Source organism: Aeromonas sp. QDB25 (assembly GCF_027707725.1).
GTDB lineage: Bacteria > Pseudomonadota > Gammaproteobacteria > Enterobacterales > Aeromonadaceae > Aeromonas > Aeromonas caviae.
Genome location: NZ_JAPCIZ010000006.1, coordinates 27,566 through 49,669, shown reverse-complemented (window position 1 = coordinate 49,669; position 22,104 = coordinate 27,566). Strand labels below are relative to the sequence as shown.

Genomic DNA, 22,104 nt, shown 5'->3' with positions numbered 1-22,104 from the left:
CTAAAAACTGGTCGTACCCGGTGCCGAGTCCGGCAGCCACAGCGGGCCGAGGGGCGGCCGGGGCAACCCGAATTCGGCCGGGTAATCCACATCCACCAGATAGAGGCCGCCCGCCTTGGCGGTCGGGCCCGCCAGGTTGCGATCCTTCGCCGCCAGCACCTCGGCAATCCACTCCACCGGTTGAAGCCCCTGCCCCACCAGCAGCAGGGAGCCGGTGATGTTGCGCACCATGTGATGCAGGAAGGCGTTGGCCTTGATGTCGAGCACGATGTAGGGGCCGGAACGGCTGACACACAGGTGGGTCACATTGCGCCAGGGGGTGTTGGACTGACAGGCGACAGCCCGGAAGGTGCTGAAGTCATGCTCCCCCAGCAGGCTCTGGCCGGCCTTATGCATCAGCGTCGCATCGATGGCTTCGTGGTAGTGGCTGACGCCTTGGCCCAGGATCGCCGGGCGGTAGTTGTGGTTGTAGATGACGTAACGGTAGCGACGGGCGGTGGCGCTGAAGCGGGCATGGAAATGCTCGTCCACCTCCCTGACCCAGCGCACGGCGATGTCAGGGGGCAGGTTGGAGTTGAGCCCCAGGGTCCAGGCGCCTTCTGCGCGGTTCGACTCGGTATCGAAGTGGATCACCTGGCCGGTGGCATGCACCCCCGCATCGGTGCGACCGGCACACTGGATGGAGACGGGGTGGTTGGCGATGCGGCTGAGGGCTTTTTCCAGCTCCTCCTGAACGCTGATCACTTCGCGCTGGCGCTGCCAGCCGAAGTACCGGCTGCCGTCATATTCAATACCAAGGGCAATTCGCATGGGTAACGGTGTCTTCTGATGAAAGGATGCAGTGAAAGAAACGGGGCGGATTATACGCGCTCAGGCTCAAAAGTCCCAGACTGGGCGAGGCCGCGGTGCGGGGCCCCCAAAGAGAGAGGGCAGCCCGCGGGCTGCCCTCTCTGGTGCATGGATGACAAGGGCCTGCCTAGCCCAGGCGCTTGAGCAGCTTCTGCGCCTCGCTGCGCTGGTGCTCGCTGCCCTGGGCCACCGCCTCTTCCAGCAGCTCGCGGGCGCTCTCCTTGTCGTCGATCTCGAGGTAGGCCCGGGCCAGATCCAGCTTGGCCCCCACCCCGCCGTCATCGGCATCCACATCAAAGCCGTTGGACTCCGGCAGCACCTCGGGGAAACCGTCCAGCCCCACATCCAGGGAGAAGCCCTGATAGGGTTCCTGCTCCGTGCTGCTGGCATCGGCATCGGCCAGCAGCTTGTCGATTTCAACAAAGTCGCTGTCTTGCACCTGTTCGCGGGGTTTCACCTCCCCCTGATGGGACTCCACCTCGGCGAAGGCATCCTCGAAGTCCGCCAGGGCCAGCTCGCTGGGATCCCACTCGGACGCCGTCGGCTTGGTGGGCTCCAGCCCGAGCTCGGCCAGCATGTCGTCCACATCGTCCTTGCCAAACCCCGTCTCGTCGATGTGCGGCGCCTTGGCGGCAAGCTCATCGTCGGTCGGCTCGCCAAACCTGGTCTCTAGATCGCTCAGATCGAAGTTAGCCAGTGTCTCGTCACGCTGGCTGCGGCTCTCCTCCTGGGCCTGGGCCAGATCCGCTTCCAGATCCGCGTCCAGCTCGGCAAACAGGGCGGCCTGCAGCTCCTCCTCGGTCATGATCTCGTCATGACCACGAGCAGAGGAGCTGGGCTCGTCGGAGAGATCGAGTTCCGGCACCACGGGCAGATCGAAGTCCCCCTCGTGGGCCAGATCCAGCTCGGGCACCAGATCCGGATCCCGGTTCGCCGTCGTCACCGCAGGCTCCACATCAAAAGCGGAGAGCGCCGTCTCGTCATCCCGGAAGATGACATCGGCGGCGGCACTGGCGCCATCTTGCTTCCTGCTCACTTCCGGCTCGTTGAGATCCGGCATGCCATGGAGGGGCTCGTCATCCGCGATGCCCACCGTCATCAACTGATCAAACTCGCTGTTCTCGTCTCCCATGACCATGGAGGTCGACTCGGAGAGGCTCTTCTCCTGCTCTTCCAGCTCGCGGCGGGCACGAGCACGCAGCCAGAGCGTGACCAGGGCAAGCACCAGGAGTACCGGCAGCAGGATGATCATGGCGAGATTGAGCGGCGAAGAGAGCAGCTCCATCAGCCAGCTCTGTTTGGGCACCGGCGCCACCACGGGAGGCGTCGGATTGGCCTTGAGTTCCGCCACCTCTTTTTGCAGGGCGGTCTGATCCTGCAACTGGGCCTTGAGGGTTTCCACCTCTTCGGTCAGGGCTTGCAGGCGCAGCTTGAGCCTGTGGTTCATCTCGGTGACCTGGCCGAGCTGGGCGTTGGCATCTTCCAGAGCCAGCGCCATCTCGGTGGAAGGTTTGCCCACCGCAGTGGCGGGCAGGGGCGCCGGCGCCGTGCTGGCGGCGCTGCTCGCAGCACCGCTCACCACCACGGGAGTGGAGACGACCGCTTTGGTGGTCTCCTTCACCTCGGGGGCAGGAGCCGTCGCCTTGGGTGCCGCCGGGATCGGCGCCGCCTTGGGCGGTGTATTCTTGGCCACCACAGCCGGCTTGGCCGGAGCAGGCTTGCTCGCCACCGGCTGGGCGACGTGGGATTGCTTGTTGGCCAGGTATTTGGGGCTCAGCCCCTTCCAGCTCGCGTTGTCGCTGTTGAAGCGACGGCGTGCTTCGGCATCCGTGATGCGCCCCGCCTCTGCGGCGGTGGGCAGCAGGATGTGGGAACCCACCAGAATATGGTTGATGTTGCCGTCTGCGAAGCTTCGGGGGTTCTTGTCATAGATGGCCACCATGGTCTGGTAGACGCTTACCCGGTTGGAAGGGCGATGCTTGCTCGCCAGACTCCAGAGGGTATCGGTGGGACGCACGGGACCATAACTGCCAGCCGACGCAGCAGGCACCTGACGCACGATGGGCTCGGCTCTGGGCAGGGTGACGGGCGCCACGGGCTGGGCCCGGGGCTCTGGTTGCACCGCGGGGGGCGGTGAGCCATCCGGTCCCTTGAGTTCGACAAAGAAGGGTTCTCGCGCCCCCTCTTCGGCCTGAACCGTGCCCAGAAGCCCCAATGCGAGTAGCGTTGCCAGCGTTATGCGGGAATGTCCCATATTCGTTCCTTCGTATGACGGCCCTATCACATTGAAAAATCTGGATAGTTACCCCAAAACAATCGGCTCAATATAAATCAGGCGCCGGTCTCAAGCCAGCGATCCGACATATTTCGCGCCCGGCGGCGACCAGAAAGCAGCCCCAGACGCGAACCAGAGTGTAGAAAAAAACCTAGTCCACTGATATCACACGGTATTCCAAAAACCGGAGAGTGGGTTCCCGGTCACATACCGGGGCCAGGGCGCCCACATCAAGGCGGGGTTCCCTCCCCGCCCGGGGCCGACATCCGGCCTCAGAGGTAGTCGCGTACCAGCAGTTCGGCAATCTGCACGCTGTTGGTTGCCGCGCCCTTACGAACGTTATCGGCCACGATCCACATATTGATACCACTCGGATGAGAAATATCCTGGCGCACCCGCCCGACCATCACATCATCCTGACCGGTGGCATCGCGCACCGGGGTCGGGTAGTCCCCTTCATCATCAAACAGGGTGACGCCCGGGGCATTGCGCAACAGCTCCTTGACCTGCTCGGCGTCCAGCGGCTGGTGCAGCTCCACATGGACCGCCTCGGCGTGACCATAGAAGACCGGTACCCGCACGCAGGTAGGGTTCACGGCGATGCTGGCATCCCCCAGGATCTTCTGGGTCTCCCACACCATCTTCATCTCTTCCCGGGTGTAGCCGTTGTCGGTGAAAGCATCGATCTGCGGGATCAGGTTGAAGGCGATCTGCTGCGGATAGAGGGTCGGCTCCACCGGGCGGCCGTTGAGCAGGTGGGCGGTCTGGCCCGCCAGCTCGCTCACCCCTTCCTTGCCGGAGCCGGAAACGGATTGGTAGGTCGCCACGTTGATGCGGCTGATGCCCACCTCGTCGTGCAGGGGCTTGAGGGCCACCAGCATCTGGATGGTGGAGCAGTTGGGGTTGGCGATGATGTTGCGGTTGCGAAAATCGGCCAGCGCGTCCGGGTTCACTTCCGGAATGACCAGGGGAATGTCCTCGTCGTAGCGGAAGCAGGAGGTGTTGTCGATGACGATGCAGCCGTGCTCGGCGGCGATGGGCGCCCATTTGGCCGAGACCTCGGCACCGGCGGAGAAGAGTGCGATCTCCACCTGGCTCCAGTCAAAGGCCTCCACATCAAGGATGTCGACGTTCTTGCCGCCAAAACGCACCGTGTCCCCAGCGCTGCGACTGGAGGCGAGCGGATAGAGGGTCGCTACCGGGAAGGCGCGCTCCTCCAGGATCTCGATCATGGCCTGACCCACGGCGCCGCTGGCACCCAATACCGCTACGTTGAATTGCTGACTCACTGATCTGTTCTCCTGTGATGCGGCCCGTCGGGGCCGGGCATGAGGGCCCCGGCTGGCACGCGTATCGGTTTGATGACAGGCCCGCCATGATGCCGGGCCGGGGGGAAGCGCCGCCTGGGCAAGCCCCTCCCCTTGTTGAAATCGGGTTTATTGCTCCGAGACGGCAAAGCCCAGTCGGGCCAGTCTGTCGTCGGCGAAGGGCCCTTTCAGTTGCAGGGCGCCCAATTCGCGCCGCTCGGGGTAGCGCTTGCGCTGCTCATCGAAGCTGCCGGGCAGCCCGATCCGGTTGCGAAAACGGGCGTCGTCACGGCGCACGTCATAAACAAGGTGGACAAGCTGCTTGATGAGCGCCTGATCCGCCGGCTGCCCCGGCGTCAGCTCGCGCACCTCTGGGGCAGGCAGCAGGGATTGCAGATCCTGGCGCGGGGTGCGCCCCAGTTGCCGGCACAGCGCCTCATAGAGCATCCAGGTGCCACGGGCCTTGCCTTCCAGGCTGTAACCGGCGATGTGCGGGGTGGCCAGCTCGGTATGGTGCACCAGTTCATTGAGGGGCTCGGGCTCTCCTTCCCACACGTCCATCACCAGTCGCAGGGGATGGGGTCCCTGCTGGCGGACAAGCAGGGCACGGTTGTCCCACACCTCGCCGCGGGAGGCGTTGATGAGGATCTGCCCGGCCGGACGCTCGGCGATCTCCTCGGCTCCCAGCAGGTGGAAGGTGGCCTCATCCCCTTCACGAAGATAGGGGACATGGAAGCTGACGATGTCGGCATCCAGGGCAGTGCGGTAATCCACGAAGTCGCCAGCGGCGCCGCTACGGGCCAGGGGCGGGTCGCAGCGCAGCACCTTCATCCCGAGCGCCTCGGCCTTGCCGGCCACGCTCTCGCCGGTGTTGCCGGCACCGATGACGGCGAGGCTCATCTCGCTCAAGGTCAGCTCATGGCGTTCGGCCAGAACCAGCAGGGCGGAGAGCACGTAGTCCCCCACCGACACCTTGTTGCAGCCGGGGGCGCTGAAGAAGGGGATGCCCCGCGCCGCCAGCAGCCCCTGATCGATGTGATCCGTGCCGATGGTGGCCGTACCGACAAACCCCAGCCTGGGGCAACTCGCCAGGAGCGCTTCGTTGACCCGGGTCACGGAGCGCACCAGCAGCACATCCGCCTCTTGCAGATCCGCGGCCTTTATTTCTCGTCCCGGCAGGGGAACCACTTCACCAAATTCCGCAAACAGCTCCACCGCATGGGGCATATTTTCATCAACGACGATCTTCATCGGCACGCATCTCGTCCACAAGGGCCACAGGCGCGCCATTCTAGCCCAAACGCGACGGATTTTCAGAGGCTTGTTGGCAGACCGCTCTGCGGCCATCTTTCCACCTTCCGGCCTCAGGTGCGGGCACGATGCCCGGCAGCATCATATGTAACAGCCTGTTGCCCTTGCCCCCTTCGCCTTGACCAGAGCAACCTGACTGGCACAATGACGCCTCTTTTTAGCCGCTCGCGCCACCGAACCGGACCCCTTGATGCCGACTCACTCCTCTTCGTTGCCACGCCGCAAGGTGCTTCATTTCAATGCCCTCCTGCTCCTCCCCCTGCTGCTGCTCGTCTGCCTGCCCTGGCAGCCGTTCATGACCCAGGCCCTGCAATCGGGCTGGCTATGGTGGCCCTACGCCCTCACCCGCATGGTGGACTTGCCGGGGCTGGTCTTCACCATCGCCGCCCTGCTGCTGCTCACAAGACACAAGCTGACGCTGGACGGTCGCGCTCTGCTGGCGCTGGCTGGCGCCCTCTTTGCCGTGCTGGCGAGCGACTGGGTCATCAAGAGCCTCATCAAGCTGCTGACCGAAGAGCCCAGGCCCTACCTCATCTGGCTGGAGAGCCAGGAGCTGATCCCCGCCATCCGCCAGTTCTATGGGGGAAGCCAGGCCCTTCGCAGTGAACAGGTCCACGCCGCGACCCAGTTGCTGGCGCTGCCCGCCTGGCTCGGCCAGCACTGGCAGGCAGAGGTCAACTATGCCTTTCCCTCCGGTCACAGCATCGCCGCCATGAGCCTCGCCCAGTTCTTCGGCCTGATCTGGCTGGCCCGGGCACCAGCCGGTGCCTGGCTGTTGCCACTCTGGGCCATCGGGATCGGCCTCTCGCGCACCCTTATCGGCATGCACTGGCCCCTGGATGTGCTGGCAAGCGCCCTGCTTGGCAGCCTTACCGCCCTCCTGGCCGCCCGCTGGTGGTTGCGCCACTACTGACCTCCAATAAAAAACGGGCACCTGGGTGCCCGTTTTTATCGCTTGTACGCCACTCACCCCTTCTGCTGCCAGCCCTCGGGATACTTGTAGCCGACGAAGCGCTTGGCGGCATAAGCCTTGAATTCGGGGGAGTTGTAGGCGGCCGCCACATCCTTGGCGAACGGCTTGCCCGCATCGGCGCTCTTGACCACCACCCAGTTGATGAAGTCATAGCTGCGCTCGAGGAAGAGGCCGGAGCTGAACGGGATCCCGCTTGAGGCGGCAAAGTTGCCGTTGATGACGGAGAAGTCCACATCCTCACGGGAGCGCGGCAGCTGCGCCGCTTCCAGCAGCACCAGCTTGAGGTTGTGGGGGTTCTTCACCACGTCGAACTCGCTCGCCTTGAGGGGATTGATCCCCTCCTTGAGGCTCAGCCAGCCCAGATCCTGCAACATCAGCAGTGCCCGCGCCTGGTTGGTGGGATCGTTCGGGATGGCGACCGTGCTTCCCTCTTTCACCGCCTTCAGATCCCCCAGCTTGCCGGCGTAGAGCCCCATGGGACCGGTCGGTACCTGGGTGATGGGCGCCAGAGAGAGACCCCGGTCTTTGGCGAAGCTCTCCAGATAGGGCTTGTGCTGGAAGCAGTTGACGTCAAGCGACCCGTCCGCCAGGGCGATATTGGGGGTCACGTAATCGGTGAACTCCACCAGTTTGACCTTGTAGCCCTTGGCTTCGAGCTGCGGCTTGATAGAGTCGGTCACCATGTCGGCAAAGTCGCCAACCGTGGTGCCGATGACGATCTCTTTCTTCGCCTCATCGATGGCAAAGGCGGACAGCGGCAGGCTGCTGGCGAGCAACGCCAGGGCGGAAAGGGTGAAGAAGGAACGACGTTGCATAAAAACTCCCTGTCAACATGATCATCAAAACGGTGAGCGGTCGGGGGCGCAAACATGCAGTCAGCGCACAACCATCTAGCCGTCCAAACGGCTAACAGAGCACACCATAACAGAGCTAGTAGCCTTCGCCAAGCAACAAAACCGGGCAAGCTTGGCCAGCACGAAGCAAAGCGCATCCCGCAACTGGATGAAAAATCTTTGACAGAGCGCGCAGTTATGCGCATTGCCCTCTCCCTGCCTGGCGTCAAACTGACTTATTGTGGTCATTCGATACCCATTTCAACGGGTTTCCATAAGGTCCTGATGGGCTGCTCTACACCCAGGCAACACAAGGAGTCACCGTGTTCGATCATGTAGAAATCAAGGTGGTGCGTTTTGACTCCTGTCAGCACTTCTATGCCACCGTGCTGGCTCCTCTTTTGATAGAACTCAAATGATCTGATGAGACGGCGGCCGGTTTTGGCCTGATGGGCCGCGATCACGTGGGCTTCCTGATTGAGCGGGGGCAGCAGGGCGCCTCCTGCCATCTCGCATTCAGGGCCGACGACGCGACACAGGTGGATGCGTTCCATCACGCGGGGATCAAGGCAGGTTTTGCCTGCAATGGGTTGCCGGGACTGCGTCCCCACTATGCCCCCAATTACTACGCCGCCTTCCTGCGCGATCCCGATGGCAACAACATCGAGGCGATGACCTACATTGAGTCCTCACACGCCGCAAACACATCGCAGCACAGTGCCACCCAGCAAAAGGCCCTGCATTCGGTGAATCCAGGGCCTGAGAAGTACACGTAGTGAGTCGGGTTAGATTATTTGACCGCCTTGCTGGCGTTCTCCAAGGCCTGCTTCTCGGCGGCGTTCATGATGGACGCCTGGCGGTTTTGCTCGGCCTGGTAGCAGGCGTCCTTGCTGATCCCTTGCGCCTGGCATTCCGCCATGCGTTGTGCCGGGCTGGCGCAACCGGCCAAAAGGCCAGCCAGGGAGACGAACAGGATTATCTTCTTCATGGTACTTCTCATCGTTAATGGAAAATCGTCCAACTACGCAGTAGCGGGTTGATGCGTCGCCCCTTGTCATGCACACCACAACTGAGAAAACGGGCTCCATGACGCGCATCCTAGTGTCCCCCACGCCGTCGGTCAGCTCACAATTTGTATCAAGATGTACGCGAGAATGGCTCCCAAGATGGCGCTGTATCTCATCCGCAACGGAGAAAGGAGACAAAAAATGCACAAACACCATCACCCAGGCCTGCTGGTGGTCGATATCCAGGGCAAGCTGGCCCGCCTGGTCGAGGAGAGCGACGCCCTGATTGCCAATACCGCCAGGCTGGTGCAAGGGGCCAGGGTGCTGGGGCTGCCGGTTGTCTGGCTGGAGCAGAACCCGGACAAGCTCGGTGCCACCGTGCCCGAATTGCAATCGCTGCAGGCAGGCGATCTTGTGCTGCCCAAATACAGCTTCGGCGCCCTGGGGGAGCCCACTGTGGCGACCGCGCTGGCCGAAAGCGGGGTAGAGCATTGGCTGGTATGTGGCATCGAGACCCATATCTGCGTCTACCAGAGCGTGTTGGGACTTCTGGCCAGCGGCACCCGGGTCTCGCTGGTGGTGGATGCGGTGTCGTCTCGCTGCGCTGCCAACCGGGATCTCGCCATCGGCCAGCTTGCGGCCAGGGGAGCTGCGCTGACGTCGGTGGAGATGTGCCTCTATGAGCTGATGGGGGACTGCCGCCATCCGGCATTTCGCCAGATCCTCTCCCTGGTGAAATGACCGCCATGATGGACAACATGGCGCCCTTTCTGTTCGCCCTCATCGCCTTCGGGGCGGCATTCATGGTGACGGTGACGGGGATGGCCGCCACCCGTCACTATCTGGCCTGGCTCTGGCTGGGGATCATGCTCTTCTTCGGGCTGTGGTGGACGCTGCTAGGGATGCCGCCGCTCCTCGCCGAACCGGCCCCTCTCTGACCATGCCGCCCGGACGGCTCAGCTCCCCAGACGCTCCTGCAGATAGTCGTATCCTTCCCCCTCCCTTGGCACGAAGCTCAGCCTGTGGGTCAGACCGGGGGGCGCATCATCGGCATGATGGGAAACGAACAACAGCTGGGTTCCCTCGCCCACGAGGCGCGCTACCATCTCCCGCACCAGGTGACGGTTGAGGGGATCCAGTCCCTGCAGGGGTTCGTCCAGGATGAGCAGCGGCGGATGCTTGACCAGGGCACGGGCGATCAGCACCAGTCGCTGCTGACCGAAAGAGAGAGAGTGGAAAGGCTGCGCCCCCTGATCGGCCAGCCCCAGCAGGGCCAGCCACTGGTTGGCCAGCGCCAGCTGACGATCCCCCGGCCGGGTATAAAGCCCGATGGAGTCGTAGAAACCGGAGAGGATCACTGTCTGCACCGGGCAGCTGACACGATAGTCCAGATGCAGCGCCGGGCTCACGAGCCCGATGTGGCGCTTGATCTCCCAGATGCTCTCGCCGCTGCCCCGCCGCCGTCCGAACAGATGGAGCTCATTGTTGTAACCTTGCGGGTGATCTCCGGTGATGAGGGAGAGCAGGGTCGACTTGCCAGCGCCATTCGGTCCCACCAGTTGCCAGTGCTCCCCCTCGTCAATGGTCCAGTCGAGCCCATCGATGATCACCTGATCCCCGTAAGCGATACGCATGGCTTTCATTACGACCCGAGGGCCGGGAGGCAGGGGCTCGGGGGTCGTCAGCGGTGGCGGCAAACGGGGGGATACCGTTTCGGCGCGTGCCAGCTGGGCAACCTCCTGGCTGCCGAGCACCTCCTCGCGCTCCCCCGCCAGCAGCAGACGACACTCGCCGAGCAGGCCGAGGTGAGTGGCAAAGGGGGGGATCTCGTCAAAACGGTTGACGATCACCACCAGGCGCAGCCCCTCTGACACCAGGTCGGCCAGCAACATCATCAAAGAAGCCCTGGCCCCCTGATCCAGGCCATCGAAGGGTTCGTCCAGCACCAGCAGCTCGGGTCGCCCCAGCAGGGCCCGGGCCAGCAGCAGCTTGCGCCCCTCCCCGCTCGAGAGGTAGCGATAGGGGCGCTCCCACAGGGGTTCGATGCCAAAGCGGGCCAGCAGCGCGCGGGCCTCATGCTCCTCGTCCCCCGCCTCCAGCATCAGGGTCGATACCCGATACCCCGCCTCCTCCTCTTCCCCCAGCATGTCGGTATTGCGCCGCTGCCAGTCCAGCTCCCCCAGCTGTTGCTGCGACTCGAACGAGAGTCGCTCGGCCCGGACTCGACCCGATACCGCTCCAGCACGCACGGCCAGCTCGCCGCACAGGGCCGACGCCAGCGCCGTCTTGCCGCTGCCGTTGCTGCCGACGAAGGCCCAGCAGGCCTGCGGGGTGAGACAGAGTTCGGGAATAACCAGGGTGTGTTGGCCACGCAGGGCCAGGGTGGCGGATTGCCACTGCAATGAGGTCATGGGATCGTCCTGTGATGGGTGCGGAGCACCTTGCTCTTTCCCCTTGTAACAGAAAAAGGGGGGCGCAGACAAAAACGGCGCCATTGCGGCGCCGTGTCATCAAAAAGCGGGGACGGGTTTAGCCGGCCTTGTGCTGCTCGGCCAGATAGAGCCAGGTGTCGACCACGGTATCCGGGTTGAGCGACACGGAATCGATCCCCTGCTCGACCAGCCAGGCGGCGAAGTCCGGGTGATCGGACGGCCCCTGGCCGCAGATCCCCACGTACTTGCCCGCCTTGCGGGCGGCGGCGATGGCCATGGCCAGCAGCGCCTTGACCGCCTCGTTTCGCTCGTCGAACAGGTGGGCGATGAGCCCGGAGTCCCGATCCAGCCCAAGGGTCAACTGGGTCATGTCATTGGAGCCGATGGAGAAGCCGTCGAAGTGCTCGAGGAATTTGTCCGCCAGCAGCGCATTGGAAGGCAGCTCGCACATCATGATGACTTTCAGGCCGCGCTCGCCACGGCGCAAGCCGTTCTCAGCCAGTATCTCCACCACCTGCTCCGCCTCACCCAGGGTACGCACGAAGGGGATCATCACCTCGACGTTGGTCAGCCCCATGACATCCCGCACCCGTTTCATCGCCTCGCACTCGAGGGCGAAGCAGGGGCGGAAACTGTCGGCAATGTAGCGCGACGCACCACGGAAACCGATCATGGGGTTCTCTTCATGGGGTTCGTAACCACGGCCCCCCACCAGGTTGGCGTACTCATTGGACTTGAAGTCCGACATCCGCACGATGACCCGCTCAGGCCAGAAGGCGGCCGCCAGGGTGGCGATCCCTTCCGTCAGCTTGGTTACGTAGAACTCACGTGGGCTCTCGTAGCCCGCGATCATCCTGGTGATGGTGGCCTGGAGTTCCGGGGTCTGCTGATCGAACTCCAGCAGCGCCTTGGGGTGGACCCCGATCATGCGGTTGATGATGAACTCGAGGCGGGCCAAGCCCACACCGGCATTCGGCAACTGGGCAAAATCGAAGGCGCGGTCCGGATTGCCGACGTTCATCATGATCTTGATGGGCAGGCGCGGCATGTTGCCCACCTCGGTCACCGCCACGTCAAAGTCGAGCTCGCCGTCATAAATGAAGCCGGTGTCCCCTTCCGCACAGGAGACGGTGATGAGCTGACCATCCTGGATGTGGTCGGTGGCGTTGCCGCAACCCACCACTGCCGGAATGCCGAGCTCCCGGGCGATGATGGCGGCGTGACAGGTGCGTCCACCCCGGTTGGTGACGATGGCGGAAGCGCGCTTCATGATGGGCTCCCAGTCCGGGTCGGTCATGTCGGTGACCAGCACATCGCCGGGCTGCACTTCATCCATCTGGCTGATGGAGGAGATGACACGGGCCGGACCCGCGCCAATCTTGTGGCCGATGGCACGCCCCTCGATCAGCACCTTGCCGGTTTGCTTGAGGGCAAAGCGCTCGAGGGTATTGGCTTCCTGGCGGCTACGCACGGTTTCCGGACGGGCCTGAACGATGTAGAGCTTGCCATCCTGACCATCCTTGGCCCACTCGATGTCCATCGGGCGGCCGTAGTGCTGCTCGATGATGAGGGCCTGCTTTGCCAGGGCCATCACTTCCTCGTCCGTGATGCAGAAGCGGTTGCGCTCGGCATCGGTGGTGTCGACCACCTTCACCTGACGGCCATGACCGGCATCCCCGGAGTAGGTCATCTTGATGAGCTTGGAGCCCAGCGTCTTGCGCACCACGGCAGGGCGCCCGGCCTTGAGGGTCGGCTTGTGCACATAGAACTCGTCCGGGTTGACGGCCCCCTGCACCACCATCTCGCCCAAACCCTGGGCGCCGGTGATGAAGACCACGTCGTTGAAGCCGGATTCGGTGTCCAGGGTAAACATGACGCCTGAGGCAGCGAGATCCGAGCGCACCATGCGCTGCACCCCGGCGGAGAGAGCGACCCCCTTGTGGTCATAGCCCTGATGGACCCGGTAGGAGATGGCGCGATCGTTGAACAGCGAGGCAAACACATGCTTGATGGCAGTCATGACGGCATCGATACCGCGCACGTTGAGGAAGGTCTCCTGCTGACCGGCAAACGACGCATCCGGCATGTCTTCCGCAGTGGCGGAGGAGCGCACGGCAAAGGATGCCTCGAGCCCCGCGCTCAGCTTGTCATAGGCCTCGCGCACCGCCTGCTCCAGAGCGGGCTGGAAGGGCGCTTCCACCACCCAGTCGCGGATCTGCTGACCGGCCCGGTTGAGGGCGGCGATGTCATCCACATCCAGACTGTCGAGCAGGTCATGGATCTTGCCGTTGAGGCCGCTTAACTCCAGAAACTCGTTAAACGCAAAGGCCGTGGTCGCAAACCCGCCCGGCACGGACACGCCGGCCCCCGAGAGGTTGCTGATCATCTCGCCAAGGGATGCATTCTTGCCGCCGACGCGTTCAACGTCCTGCATACCGAGCTGTTCGTACCAGAGTACGTACTGTTGCATTTGCATGTCTCCAGGTTGGGGGGCCAGGGTGACAATTCACCTGCTGTGCCAAGTCGTGTGTTTTTGTTAGTGTCTGTTGCCAACGACCATGAAAACGTTTTCTATTTATTGTCAAAAAAATCCCCGAGCAAGAGTTGGGGATGGTCGTTTGACACAGGCATTCTACAATAGCGACACAAAAAGGTAACGACTCAGGTTTGCAAGCGAGTTCACAACTTGGGCATGGCAGATCTGTTGACAAAAACGATATGGTTTCGAGAGATACTTATTTCTCGCCGCCCCCTGGAGCGCACCACAGGAGTCCGCAGTGCACACCGTATTCTATGTATCCGACGGCACCGCCATCACCGCCGAAGTCTTCGGCCACGCCGTGTTGAGCCAGTTTCCCCTGGCCTTCGAACAGGTCACCATCCCCTTTGTCGAGACCCAGGAAAAAGCGCGCCAGGTACGGGCACGCATTGACGAGCAGTTTCGCCAGACCGGGGTGCGCCCCATCCTGTTTCACACCATCGTCGACCCCATGGTGCGTGAAGAGGTGCTCAAGGCCCAGGCCAGCAGCCACGATTTTCTCAACACCTTCGTGAGCCCTCTCGAACAGGAGCTCGGTATCAAGGCCGAACCCAGGTTGCATCGCACCCATGGCATGGAAAACCGCAAGCTTTACGACGATCGCATCGAAGCGGTCAACTTTGCGCTGGCCAACGACGATGGCATCACCACCAGGGAGTATGACGAGGCAGACATCATCCTCATCGGGGTCTCCCGTTGCGGCAAGACACCGACCAGCCTCTATCTGGCACTGCAATTTGGCATTCGCGCCGCCAACTATCCCTTTATCGAGCAGGACATGGGATCGCTGGAGCTGCCCGCCGCCCTCAAGGCCAATCGCCACAAATTGTTCGGCCTCACCATCATGCCGCAGCGGCTGCACGAGATCCGCAACCAGCGCCGCGCCAACAGCCGCTACTCCTCGCTTGATCAATGCAAACAGGAGCTGGCCAGCGTCGAGAGGCTGTTCCGCCAGGAGGCGATCCGCTTCCTCGATACCAGCTCCCACTCGGTCGAGGAGATCAGCGCCAAGATCCTGGAAGCAACCGGCCTTCGCCGCCAGCTCTGCTAACCTGCAAGGCTGTGACAGCACAACGCACCATGAAATAGATGAGTGGCAAGATAACGAAACAGAGAAACAGGATGAAAAAATGATGCCAGCATCATCGCTGGCATCCCATCACTCGCGGGGCAAGCAGGCTCAGGGCTTGTTGAGTTCTTTGTTGTTCATCAACATGCCGTGAAAATTAATGAGTCCCCTGCCCTTGCGGACTCGCTCGCTCAGCCAGCAGGCTGGCACCAGCCCCATCCCGGCAGCAAGGATGAGCACCATGGCGATGTGGTTCACCAGGTAATCCGCTCCCAACCAGCCCCAGACAACAAGGCTGCTCATCGCCATCGTCAGCAACATGGGGGATAGCCAGATCCCGAGCCAGAGCACGGCCATCACCAGGCCACCGACTATACGCTCCATCATATGAGTCCCTTTTTATCAAAGGGCAACAAGGCCATGAAAACCGGACTGAGTCAATAGATTAAAATCCACCCGAACACAAAACCAGCAACCACTCTCAAAACCCCTTTCCAGATCATGAAAAACCTGCATGGCGCACAAAATAGCAGCCAATGATGAGGAAAACAGGTGCATGGACGGTCGATTATCACTATTCTGCTCGGGTTGGTAGCCGCTACAAAAAACAGCCAGCGGCAAACTGTAACGATATAAATACGGATTTCGTCACGTTTTCGGCACAAGATGCCGCGCCAGGCAGAGGAAGTGCTGTGGCTGACGGGACGCGAGCCGAGTGATTTCAGCGACGTAAGGAAGGAAGCATGGATCTTCAACAACACGGCGAGGAGCTCAAGCGCGGTCTGAAAAACCGCCATATCCAGCTTATCGCACTGGGCGGTGCCATCGGTACAGGCCTGTTCCTCGGCATTGCCGACACCATCAAGATGGCGGGCCCTGCGGTGCTGCTGGGCTATGCCATCGGCGGCTTCATCGCCTTCCTCATCATGCGCCAGCTGGGCGAGATGGTGGTGGAAGAGCCGGTTGCCGGCTCATTCAGCCATTTTGCCTACAAGTACTGGGGTGACTTCGCCGGCTTCGCTTCCGGCTGGAACTACTGGGTGCTCTATGTACTGGTGAGCATGGCCGAGCTGACGGCAGTCGGTATCTATGTCCAGTACTGGTGGCCCGAGATCCCGACCTGGATGTCGGCGGCCTTCTTCTTCGTGCTGATCAACGCCATCAACCTCTCCAACGTCAAGGCGTTCGGCGAGATGGAGTTCTGGTTCGCCATCATCAAGGTGGTCGCCATTCTCGGCATGATCGGATTCGGCGGCTGGATACTGTTCTCCGGCAGCGGTGGCCCCGAGGCCACGGTCAGCAACCTCTGGGCCCAGGGTGGCTTCTTCCCCAACGGCGTCGGCGGGCTGGTGATGGCAATGGCCTTCATCATGTTCTCCTTCGGCGGTCTGGAGCTGGTCGGCATCACGGCAGCGGAAGCGGACAATCCCGAGAAGAGCATCCCAAAGGCCACCAATCAGGTGATCTACCGCATCCTCATCTTCTACATCGGTGCCCTCACCGTACTGCTCTCCCTCTATCCCTGGGGCAAGGTAGTGGAAGGCGGCAGCCCGTTCGTGATGATCTTCCATGCGCTCGACAGCAACCTGGTAGCCAACGTACTTAACCTGGTGGTGCTGACCGCCGCGCTGTCGGTGTACAACAGCTGCGTCTACTGCAACAGCCGCATGCTGTTTGGCCTGGCCAAGCAGGGCAACGGCCCCAAGGCCCTGCTCAAGACCAACAAGAGCGGCGTGCCCCTGACCGCCATCACCATCTCGGCCGCGGCCACCCTGCTGTGCGTGCTCATCAACTATTTGATCCCGGGCAAGGCCTTTGGTCTGCTGATGTCTCTGGTGGTCTCCGCCCTGGTCATCAACTGGGCCATGATCAGCCTGGCGCACCTCAAGTTCCGCAAGGTGAAGGCTGCAGAAGGCGTCACCACCAAGTTCAAGGCACTGTGGAGCCCGTTTGGCAACTACCTCTGCCTCGCCTTCATGGCCGCCATCCTGGTGATCATGTACATGAACGACGGCACCCGCATCTCGGTCGAGCTGATCCCGGCCTGGGTCCTGGTACTCGGTATCGGCTATCTGCTCAAACAGAAGAGCCAACGCAAGCTGGCTACCAACCTGGGCTAGGCATCATCCCTCTCCAACAAAAATGCCGGTCACTGACCGGCATTTTTTATTCCATTCCCGTTTCACCTGACCCAATTCGCGGCTCACTTGTCCTGCCAGCCCCTGCAATGACAAACCCGAGGGGTTGCCTCGGGTTTGAGTGATGGACAAAGGGGCTGTGTTATTCCAGCAGGAAGACGGCTTCTACATTGTCAGTGATGCTGATCTGCTGCTGTTGATAGCTGTTTTCCATCATGTCGGCGGCAGGGGCTGCCGCGGCCTTCATGGCACGGGTATAGACCGGCATGGGGGAACTGTTGCGGTATTCGACGCTATACACCTTGCCAAGCTTCATGCCGAAAGCCTTGGCCAGGGATTCCGCCTTGCTCGTGGCATCAGCAACAGCACCAAGCCGGGCCTGCTCCTTGATGACCTGTGGTGACTTCAGGCCGTACTCTATCTGGGTCACGGACTCCAGACCCGCCTTGAGGGCGGTATCCATCAACTGGCTGAGTTTGTCCAGTTGATAGAGTTTGACGGCCAGTTGGCGCTGGGCACGGTAACCCACCATTTCAGGCTGCTTGTTCTGGGGATACTGGTACTCGGGGGAGATCACCAGATTGCCCGCCTCGACGTCGCTGCGCTTGATGCCCAGGCTCTCCAGCTGGCCAAAGAAGGCTGCTACCTTGGTATCTACCTGCTGTTTGGCCTTGATGCCCTGCTTCTCCAGTGCCGTGACGGCGACATTGAGCGTCAGCATGTCTGGTTCAGCCTTCTGCTCCGCATAGCCACTGACGACCAGATGAGGGGCCTGAGGAACCTCGATGGCAAGCAACGGTGCACTGACAACCAGCGCGGACAGGGTAAGAAGGGGACGCCACATAAAAAACCTCCATCATTTAGATGGAGGTCATTATGCATGTCGTCGATTGGGATTCATATATCGTGTGTCGGCGGGATCTGGTCCAGCACCTGATTGGTCATGTCGATATTGATGCTGATCTCCCCTCCTCCTGAATTGCCATGGCTTGTCATCACGGGAGCAGGCGCCGGGCTGCCAAACAGCGATTCATCCTCAAAGTGGAACGAATCCCACGACAGAACATGACCTTGTGATGGCAGATTCGGCTCGGACGTCGTCACAACGGCCAGCGCCCCCCAGTCAAGCTCCTCACCGTGGCTGAGCAGCCCCTGCAAGGAGGTATCGCTCAGACTTTGCAACGAATACTCCTGCTGCCCCCACTCATGGCCGACCAGCACCATCATGTGGGGCAGGGGCGCATCCTCTGCTGGCGTGAAGCTGATACGAGAGGCGGCAAAGTCCACATTGAGCAACCCCGCCACCTCACCATCTTCGCTCTCCAGCTCCAGACCGTTGAGCGTGTCACCCGTCATCGTGGCCTGATAGCCAAAGCGACCGGTGCAGACGATATTGTCCTGCCCGTTCCAGCTGTAGCGAATGCCGTCGATGTCGACCCAGTTGAATGACTGCATGGTGACCCTCTCCTGATACTGCAGCTATCTTATCTGCCCACTCCATCAAATAACAGGGGCCGGGCACACCCGGCCCCCATACCCTGCTTACGGATCGACCTTGAGGTTGCCCTGATCCAGCAGATCCTGAATGATCTGCAGATTGGATTTGCCAGCCGTCAGATCCACATTGTCAAAGAGGATGGTATGAGTCGTGGTGCCACTTCCCGCTCCATCCAGATCAATGGTCAGAGTCGACTTGCCACTGCCCGGACCAGGAGCAAAGGTAAGATAGTGATCCAGTGTGCTCGCATCGGCATGCTCACCACTGAGCAGTTCACTCAGGTCCAGAACATCTCCATTGGCCCCCGTGGTGAAGTCTTTGATGGTATCCGTGCCTCCTGCATCACCTGCCATCCATTTGAAGGTATCCTTGCCAGCCCCACCAGTCAGGGTATCACTGCCGGTACCCCCAATCAGCAGGTCGTCGCCACCACCACCACTCAAGATGTCGTTACCTGCCAGTCCGCTCAGGACATTGGCATTACCATCGCCGGTCAGGCTGTCGTTGAACATGGACCCTACCAGATTTTCCATGTTGCTCAGGCTGTCTGTCCCTGCCCCTCCGGTATTCTGACTGGCACCATTGACTGTGACCGTGACCCCAGCAGCGCTGTCGAAGTAACTGGCCGTATCATTGCCGTTGCCGCCGTTCAGGGTATCGTTGCCAGCGCCACCGATCAGGAGATCATTGCCCTCACCACCATTCAAGGTGTCGTTACCGAGTCCTCCAAGCAGGATGTCGTTCCCGGCATTGCCGTTGAGCGTATCGTTTCCAGATCCCCCAATAAGGATCTCGTCGAGATAGCTCCCGGTAAGTGTCAAACCGCTCTGCACATCCACATACACCTTGGCCGTATCTGTGGTCGTGCTATTGGTGTAGTTGAACGAACCCTCGTAAGAGTTGGGAGTCGCATTGCCGGAGGTATCATCAAATGTTACCGAGCCTGCATTGTCTGTGACGGTCCCTCCCACAGCTCCCGAGACGCCCGTGATCATCTGGGTCGCAGCCAGAGGCCCGGTGTCATTGGCAAGCAGAGCCCAATCCGGAATGGTCGCCGGGTCCTGGTTGGTGATGATAAAGTCATCACGAACCACGGTAGGACCGACCGCCGGGTTGATAACGATGGACAAGGTGCTGGACGCAGTATCCCCATCATTGTCTATCACACTGTAACCCACGACCTGGTTTATCCCCCCAACCGGAATGGATGTCGGCGGAGTATAGGTGTAGGCGCCGTTGTCCATATCCACCTTGAGGATGCCGCCTGCAAGTGTAATGGTCCATTCATTGGTCGTTGTATTGAAGGTCCCGGCTGATGTCCCTCCCGAGACGCCAGCGGAGTCCGTCTTCTGGTTGTAGGTATAAGTCACCCCACCCACGGTAATGGCATTGAGCCAGCCACCGTCGGCCCCGGCACTCGCTGCTACCCCGTTGATCAGTTGTCCTGCCAGGGGCGGAGCTACCACAGTGCTCAAAAGGGTCGCGGTCAGTTGACTGAAGTCAGTCACCACCACTGCGGTGGTATTCGCCGGACTGGCACCACTGACCCCGTTGTAGGCGATGGGATCCAGTGCAGACTGGGTTGCTCCCGAGCCCATCCCGAGCGCGTATGAATTGATGTTGTTCGCCGTCAGGAAATCGGCCCAGTCCTTGGTTTCACCGCTCAGTGTCGTGCCGTCACCATCGATCCCGTTTCCCCCGCCAAGCGAGTTGTTGCCATCAGGAACTGTGGCGGGGGTACCGCTCAACGAGTTGGCATTTGGCAGACCATCCGACATGAAGTAAGAGACATTTTGCGCATTAGCGAGTTTACCTGTATCGCCAAAGGCTTTGATTGCCTCGTTCAGTGCATCATCGTAGTTGGTCAAGTTCGTGGGGGTAAGGCCAAGGATGATGGCCTTGGCTACATCGATCGAGACCCACACCCCGGTCGGATTGGCGGCTGAAGTGGCGAAGGTCACGATATTGACCATGACGCTGCCGTAGGCGCTGTATTTGTCCAGCAGCTCCAAAGCGGACTTTTGCATCACCTGCATCCGAGTCATGCCTTGATAGCCCGATGGATCACCCATACTGCCGGAGATATCGAGGATCAACATCAGATTCGTGTTCTGCACCTGAGTCGCCTGGCCTGCATTGGTAACAGCATTGGCAATGGGGGCATCATCGCTGATCACAACCTGCAGGTTACCCGTGCCACTGTCGCCACTGGCATCCGTAGCCGACACGACGAAACTCGGACCATTCGCTGTATCACTGTTGCCTTGAACGTTGTGAGTCAGCACATTGTCTTTGAGCGTGTAGGTATAGTTCACCGTGTAGACACCGGCCGTGGGTCCGCTGACACCGGTTACCGTCAGCATTCCTTCCGTATTGTTGATCAAGGTCTGACTGCCGCCACTGGTCAAGTTGTAAGTCTGCCCACCGATGGTCAAGGTAGTCAGATTTTCCCCCTGGGTGTTGATGGTGAAGCTGCCATTGAATATCTCCGAATTACCACTGGCAGCCGTCCCCTCAGGCAGTCCCTCCTCATCAACCGTCGCATTGCCGATGGTCAATACAGGGACACGGGTATCCTGAGCAATATTGATGGTCAGAGTTGCCGGATCCGTATCACCATCGCCATCTTTGAGCGTGTAGGTAAATACCTCCGAGGCCCCCACGGGAACCGATGCCGCCGTGAGCGTATAACTGTATTCGCCATCCAGCCCCATGGTCAGCGTCCCATACAGCCCGGTCACAGTGAATCCACCGGCAGGATTACTGTCTGAATTGCCGTTCGAGCTCACGACCTGGCTGATTGCCGCACCATCCGCCCCCATGACGTCCACCCCGGCACCGGCTGTGCCGCCGATGGTCCCCGCCCCGGTAATGACATTACCCGTCACCGGAGTGAACACACCTTCAGTGGCACTGTCAGCATCATCGTTGGCCGTCGGCACGTCATCGACAATCTGCACGCTCAGGGTGTTCGAGGCCGAGTCACCGTCGCTGTCCACTAGGCTCACCGCGAAGTCTTCGAACAGGCTGTTGTTGCCGTCCGCCGTCGGGTGCGCCCCGTTGTCGTTCAGGGTGTAGCTGTAGCTCACCAGCCCGGTCGCCGGGTTGTACCCGGTGATGGTCAGGGTGTTGCCCAGCGGCGTGGTCACCCCGCTCAGCGGGAAGCCCGCCACCACCCCGTTCACCACGATGTTGATACCACCCACGCTCAGGGTCTTCACCCCGTCCGGCGCGCTGATGGTAAAGTCCCCCGTCACCGTGGTCGACTCCTTGCTGCTGTCCGACCCCGCCGATTCGTTCTCGCCGCGGGTCGCCAGCAGGTCGTCTTCGTACACCTTCGCATCCCCGCCCTCGCCCTTGGGCGTCAGGTTGGTGATGGTCACCCCGTCATCGTCGTTCTTGATGGTCAGGGTCAGGGTCGCCGTGCTCACGTCTCCGTCCGCATCCGTCAGGGTGTAGGTGAACACTTCACTGCCCACCCCGCCCCCGGTCAGCGCCTTGAAGTCACCGTCGCTCGGGTTGAGGGTGTAGGTGTAGGTGCCGTTGGCATTGAGCACCAGGCTGCCGTAGGTCCCGCTCAGGGTGCCCGCGGTCACCGCCGCGCCATCCGCCCCCTGCACGTCGTTGGTGATGACGTTGCCATTGAGGACCAGGTTGTTCTCGCTCGCCACCGTCAGGTTGACGTCGCTCACCGCCGTCGGCACGTCATCGACAATCTGCACGCTCAGGGTGTTCGAGGCCGAATCCCCGTCGCTGTCCACCAGGCTCACCGCGAAGTCTTCGAACAGGCTGTTGTTGCCGTCCGCCGTCGGGTGCGCCCCGTTGTCGTTCAGGGTGTAGCTGTAGCTCACCAGCCCGGTCGCCGGGTTGTAC

Annotated in this window: 18 protein-coding genes; 6 read left to right on the top strand and 12 right to left on the bottom strand. The window is 61.3% G+C overall.

Annotated elements, in window-relative coordinates; genetic code table 11:
• From truA to PG883_RS03555, 4 genes are all read right to left on the bottom strand, one after another.
• Positions 1–810, bottom strand: a complete 810-nt coding sequence (gene truA, locus PG883_RS03570; RefSeq protein ID WP_103242952.1) for a tRNA pseudouridine(38-40) synthase TruA — start codon at positions 808–810, stop codon at positions 1–3.
• A gap of 166 nt (positions 811–976) precedes the next feature.
• Positions 977–3,103, bottom strand: a complete 2,127-nt coding sequence (locus PG883_RS03565; RefSeq protein ID WP_113977522.1) for a FimV/HubP family polar landmark protein — start codon at positions 3,101–3,103, stop codon at positions 977–979.
• Between the two features lie 293 nt (positions 3,104–3,396).
• Complete coding sequence (locus PG883_RS03560) at positions 3,397–4,413, bottom strand: aspartate-semialdehyde dehydrogenase (RefSeq protein ID WP_041214974.1); 1,017 nt, start codon at positions 4,411–4,413, stop codon at positions 3,397–3,399.
• Between the two features lie 147 nt (positions 4,414–4,560).
• A complete protein-coding gene (locus tag PG883_RS03555; RefSeq protein ID WP_113977520.1) occupies positions 4,561–5,682 on the bottom strand; it encodes a 4-phosphoerythronate dehydrogenase in 1,122 nt (373 codons plus the stop codon).
• A gap of 250 nt (positions 5,683–5,932) precedes the next feature.
• Here PG883_RS03555 and PG883_RS03550 point away from each other — a divergent pair, with 250 nt between their 5' ends.
• Positions 5,933–6,655, top strand: a complete 723-nt coding sequence (locus PG883_RS03550) for a phosphatase PAP2 family protein (protein ID WP_029314731.1) — start codon at positions 5,933–5,935, stop codon at positions 6,653–6,655.
• Positions 6,656–6,708: 53 nt separating this feature from the next.
• Here PG883_RS03550 and PG883_RS03545 read toward each other — a convergent pair whose 3' ends face one another.
• Positions 6,709–7,530 carry a MetQ/NlpA family ABC transporter substrate-binding protein gene (locus PG883_RS03545; RefSeq protein WP_041214971.1) on the bottom strand — a complete coding sequence of 274 codons (822 nt, stop codon included), beginning with the start codon at positions 7,528–7,530 and terminating at the stop codon, positions 6,709–6,711.
• 467 nt (positions 7,531–7,997) lie between these two features.
• Here PG883_RS03545 and PG883_RS03540 point away from each other — a divergent pair, with 467 nt between their 5' ends.
• Positions 7,998–8,324 carry a VOC family protein gene (locus PG883_RS03540; protein WP_234823591.1) on the top strand — a complete coding sequence of 109 codons (327 nt, stop codon included), beginning with the start codon at positions 7,998–8,000 and terminating at the stop codon, positions 8,322–8,324.
• 14 nt (positions 8,325–8,338) lie between these two features.
• On the opposite strand, the gene PG883_RS03535 is transcribed toward PG883_RS03540, so the two are convergent.
• Positions 8,339–8,536, bottom strand: a complete 198-nt coding sequence (locus PG883_RS03535; protein ID WP_010675148.1) for a hypothetical protein — start codon at positions 8,534–8,536, stop codon at positions 8,339–8,341.
• Between the two features lie 220 nt (positions 8,537–8,756).
• On the opposite strand from PG883_RS03535, the gene PG883_RS03530 reads away from it, so the two are divergent.
• On the top strand, positions 8,757–9,296 hold the full coding sequence (locus tag PG883_RS03530) for a hydrolase (RefSeq protein WP_045524340.1): 540 nt from the start codon (positions 8,757–8,759) through the stop codon (positions 9,294–9,296).
• 17 nt (positions 9,297–9,313) lie between these two features.
• Positions 9,314–9,493, top strand: coding sequence for a hypothetical protein (locus PG883_RS03525; protein ID WP_223945723.1), 180 nt, complete (start codon positions 9,314–9,316; stop codon positions 9,491–9,493).
• An 18-nt stretch (positions 9,494–9,511) separates the two neighbouring features.
• Here PG883_RS03525 and modF read toward each other — a convergent pair whose 3' ends face one another.
• Positions 9,512–10,966, bottom strand: a complete 1,455-nt coding sequence (gene modF, locus PG883_RS03520; protein ID WP_113977515.1) for a molybdate ABC transporter ATP-binding protein ModF — start codon at positions 10,964–10,966, stop codon at positions 9,512–9,514.
• Positions 10,967–11,084: 118 nt separating this feature from the next.
• On the bottom strand, positions 11,085–13,457 hold the full coding sequence (gene ppsA / locus PG883_RS03515; RefSeq protein ID WP_113977513.1) for a phosphoenolpyruvate synthase: 2,373 nt from the start codon (positions 13,455–13,457) through the stop codon (positions 11,085–11,087).
• A 307-nt stretch (positions 13,458–13,764) separates the two neighbouring features.
• Between ppsA and ppsR the strand changes: the two genes are divergently transcribed.
• Positions 13,765–14,577 carry a posphoenolpyruvate synthetase regulatory kinase/phosphorylase PpsR gene (gene ppsR, locus PG883_RS03510; protein ID WP_010675153.1) on the top strand — a complete coding sequence of 271 codons (813 nt, stop codon included), beginning with the start codon at positions 13,765–13,767 and terminating at the stop codon, positions 14,575–14,577.
• Between the two features lie 129 nt (positions 14,578–14,706).
• Here the strand turns inward: ppsR and PG883_RS03505 are convergent, their stop codons facing one another.
• Positions 14,707–14,982, bottom strand: coding sequence for a hypothetical protein (locus PG883_RS03505; RefSeq protein ID WP_080989835.1), 276 nt, complete (start codon positions 14,980–14,982; stop codon positions 14,707–14,709).
• Positions 14,983–15,338: 356 nt separating this feature from the next.
• Here PG883_RS03505 and PG883_RS03500 point away from each other — a divergent pair, with 356 nt between their 5' ends.
• Positions 15,339–16,715, top strand: a complete 1,377-nt coding sequence (locus PG883_RS03500; protein WP_113977511.1) for an amino acid permease — start codon at positions 15,339–15,341, stop codon at positions 16,713–16,715.
• A gap of 160 nt (positions 16,716–16,875) precedes the next feature.
• Here PG883_RS03500 and PG883_RS03495 read toward each other — a convergent pair whose 3' ends face one another.
• The 3 genes from PG883_RS03495 to PG883_RS03485 all read right to left on the bottom strand — a co-directional run bounded on the left by PG883_RS03495 (position 16,876) and on the right by PG883_RS03485 (position 22,082).
• Positions 16,876–17,577: an SIMPL domain-containing protein gene (locus PG883_RS03495; protein ID WP_010675156.1), complete on the bottom strand. Its 702-nt coding sequence runs from the start codon at positions 17,575–17,577 to the stop codon at positions 16,876–16,878.
• A gap of 53 nt (positions 17,578–17,630) precedes the next feature.
• Positions 17,631–18,188 (bottom strand): hypothetical protein, encoded by a 558-nt coding sequence (locus tag PG883_RS03490; RefSeq protein WP_042879892.1) that lies wholly within the window; start codon positions 18,186–18,188, stop codon positions 17,631–17,633.
• Between the two features lie 87 nt (positions 18,189–18,275).
• Positions 18,276–22,082, bottom strand: coding sequence for a beta strand repeat-containing protein (locus PG883_RS03485; protein WP_270806971.1), 3,807 nt, complete (start codon positions 22,080–22,082; stop codon positions 18,276–18,278).
• Between the last annotated feature and the right edge of the window lie 22 nt (positions 22,083–22,104).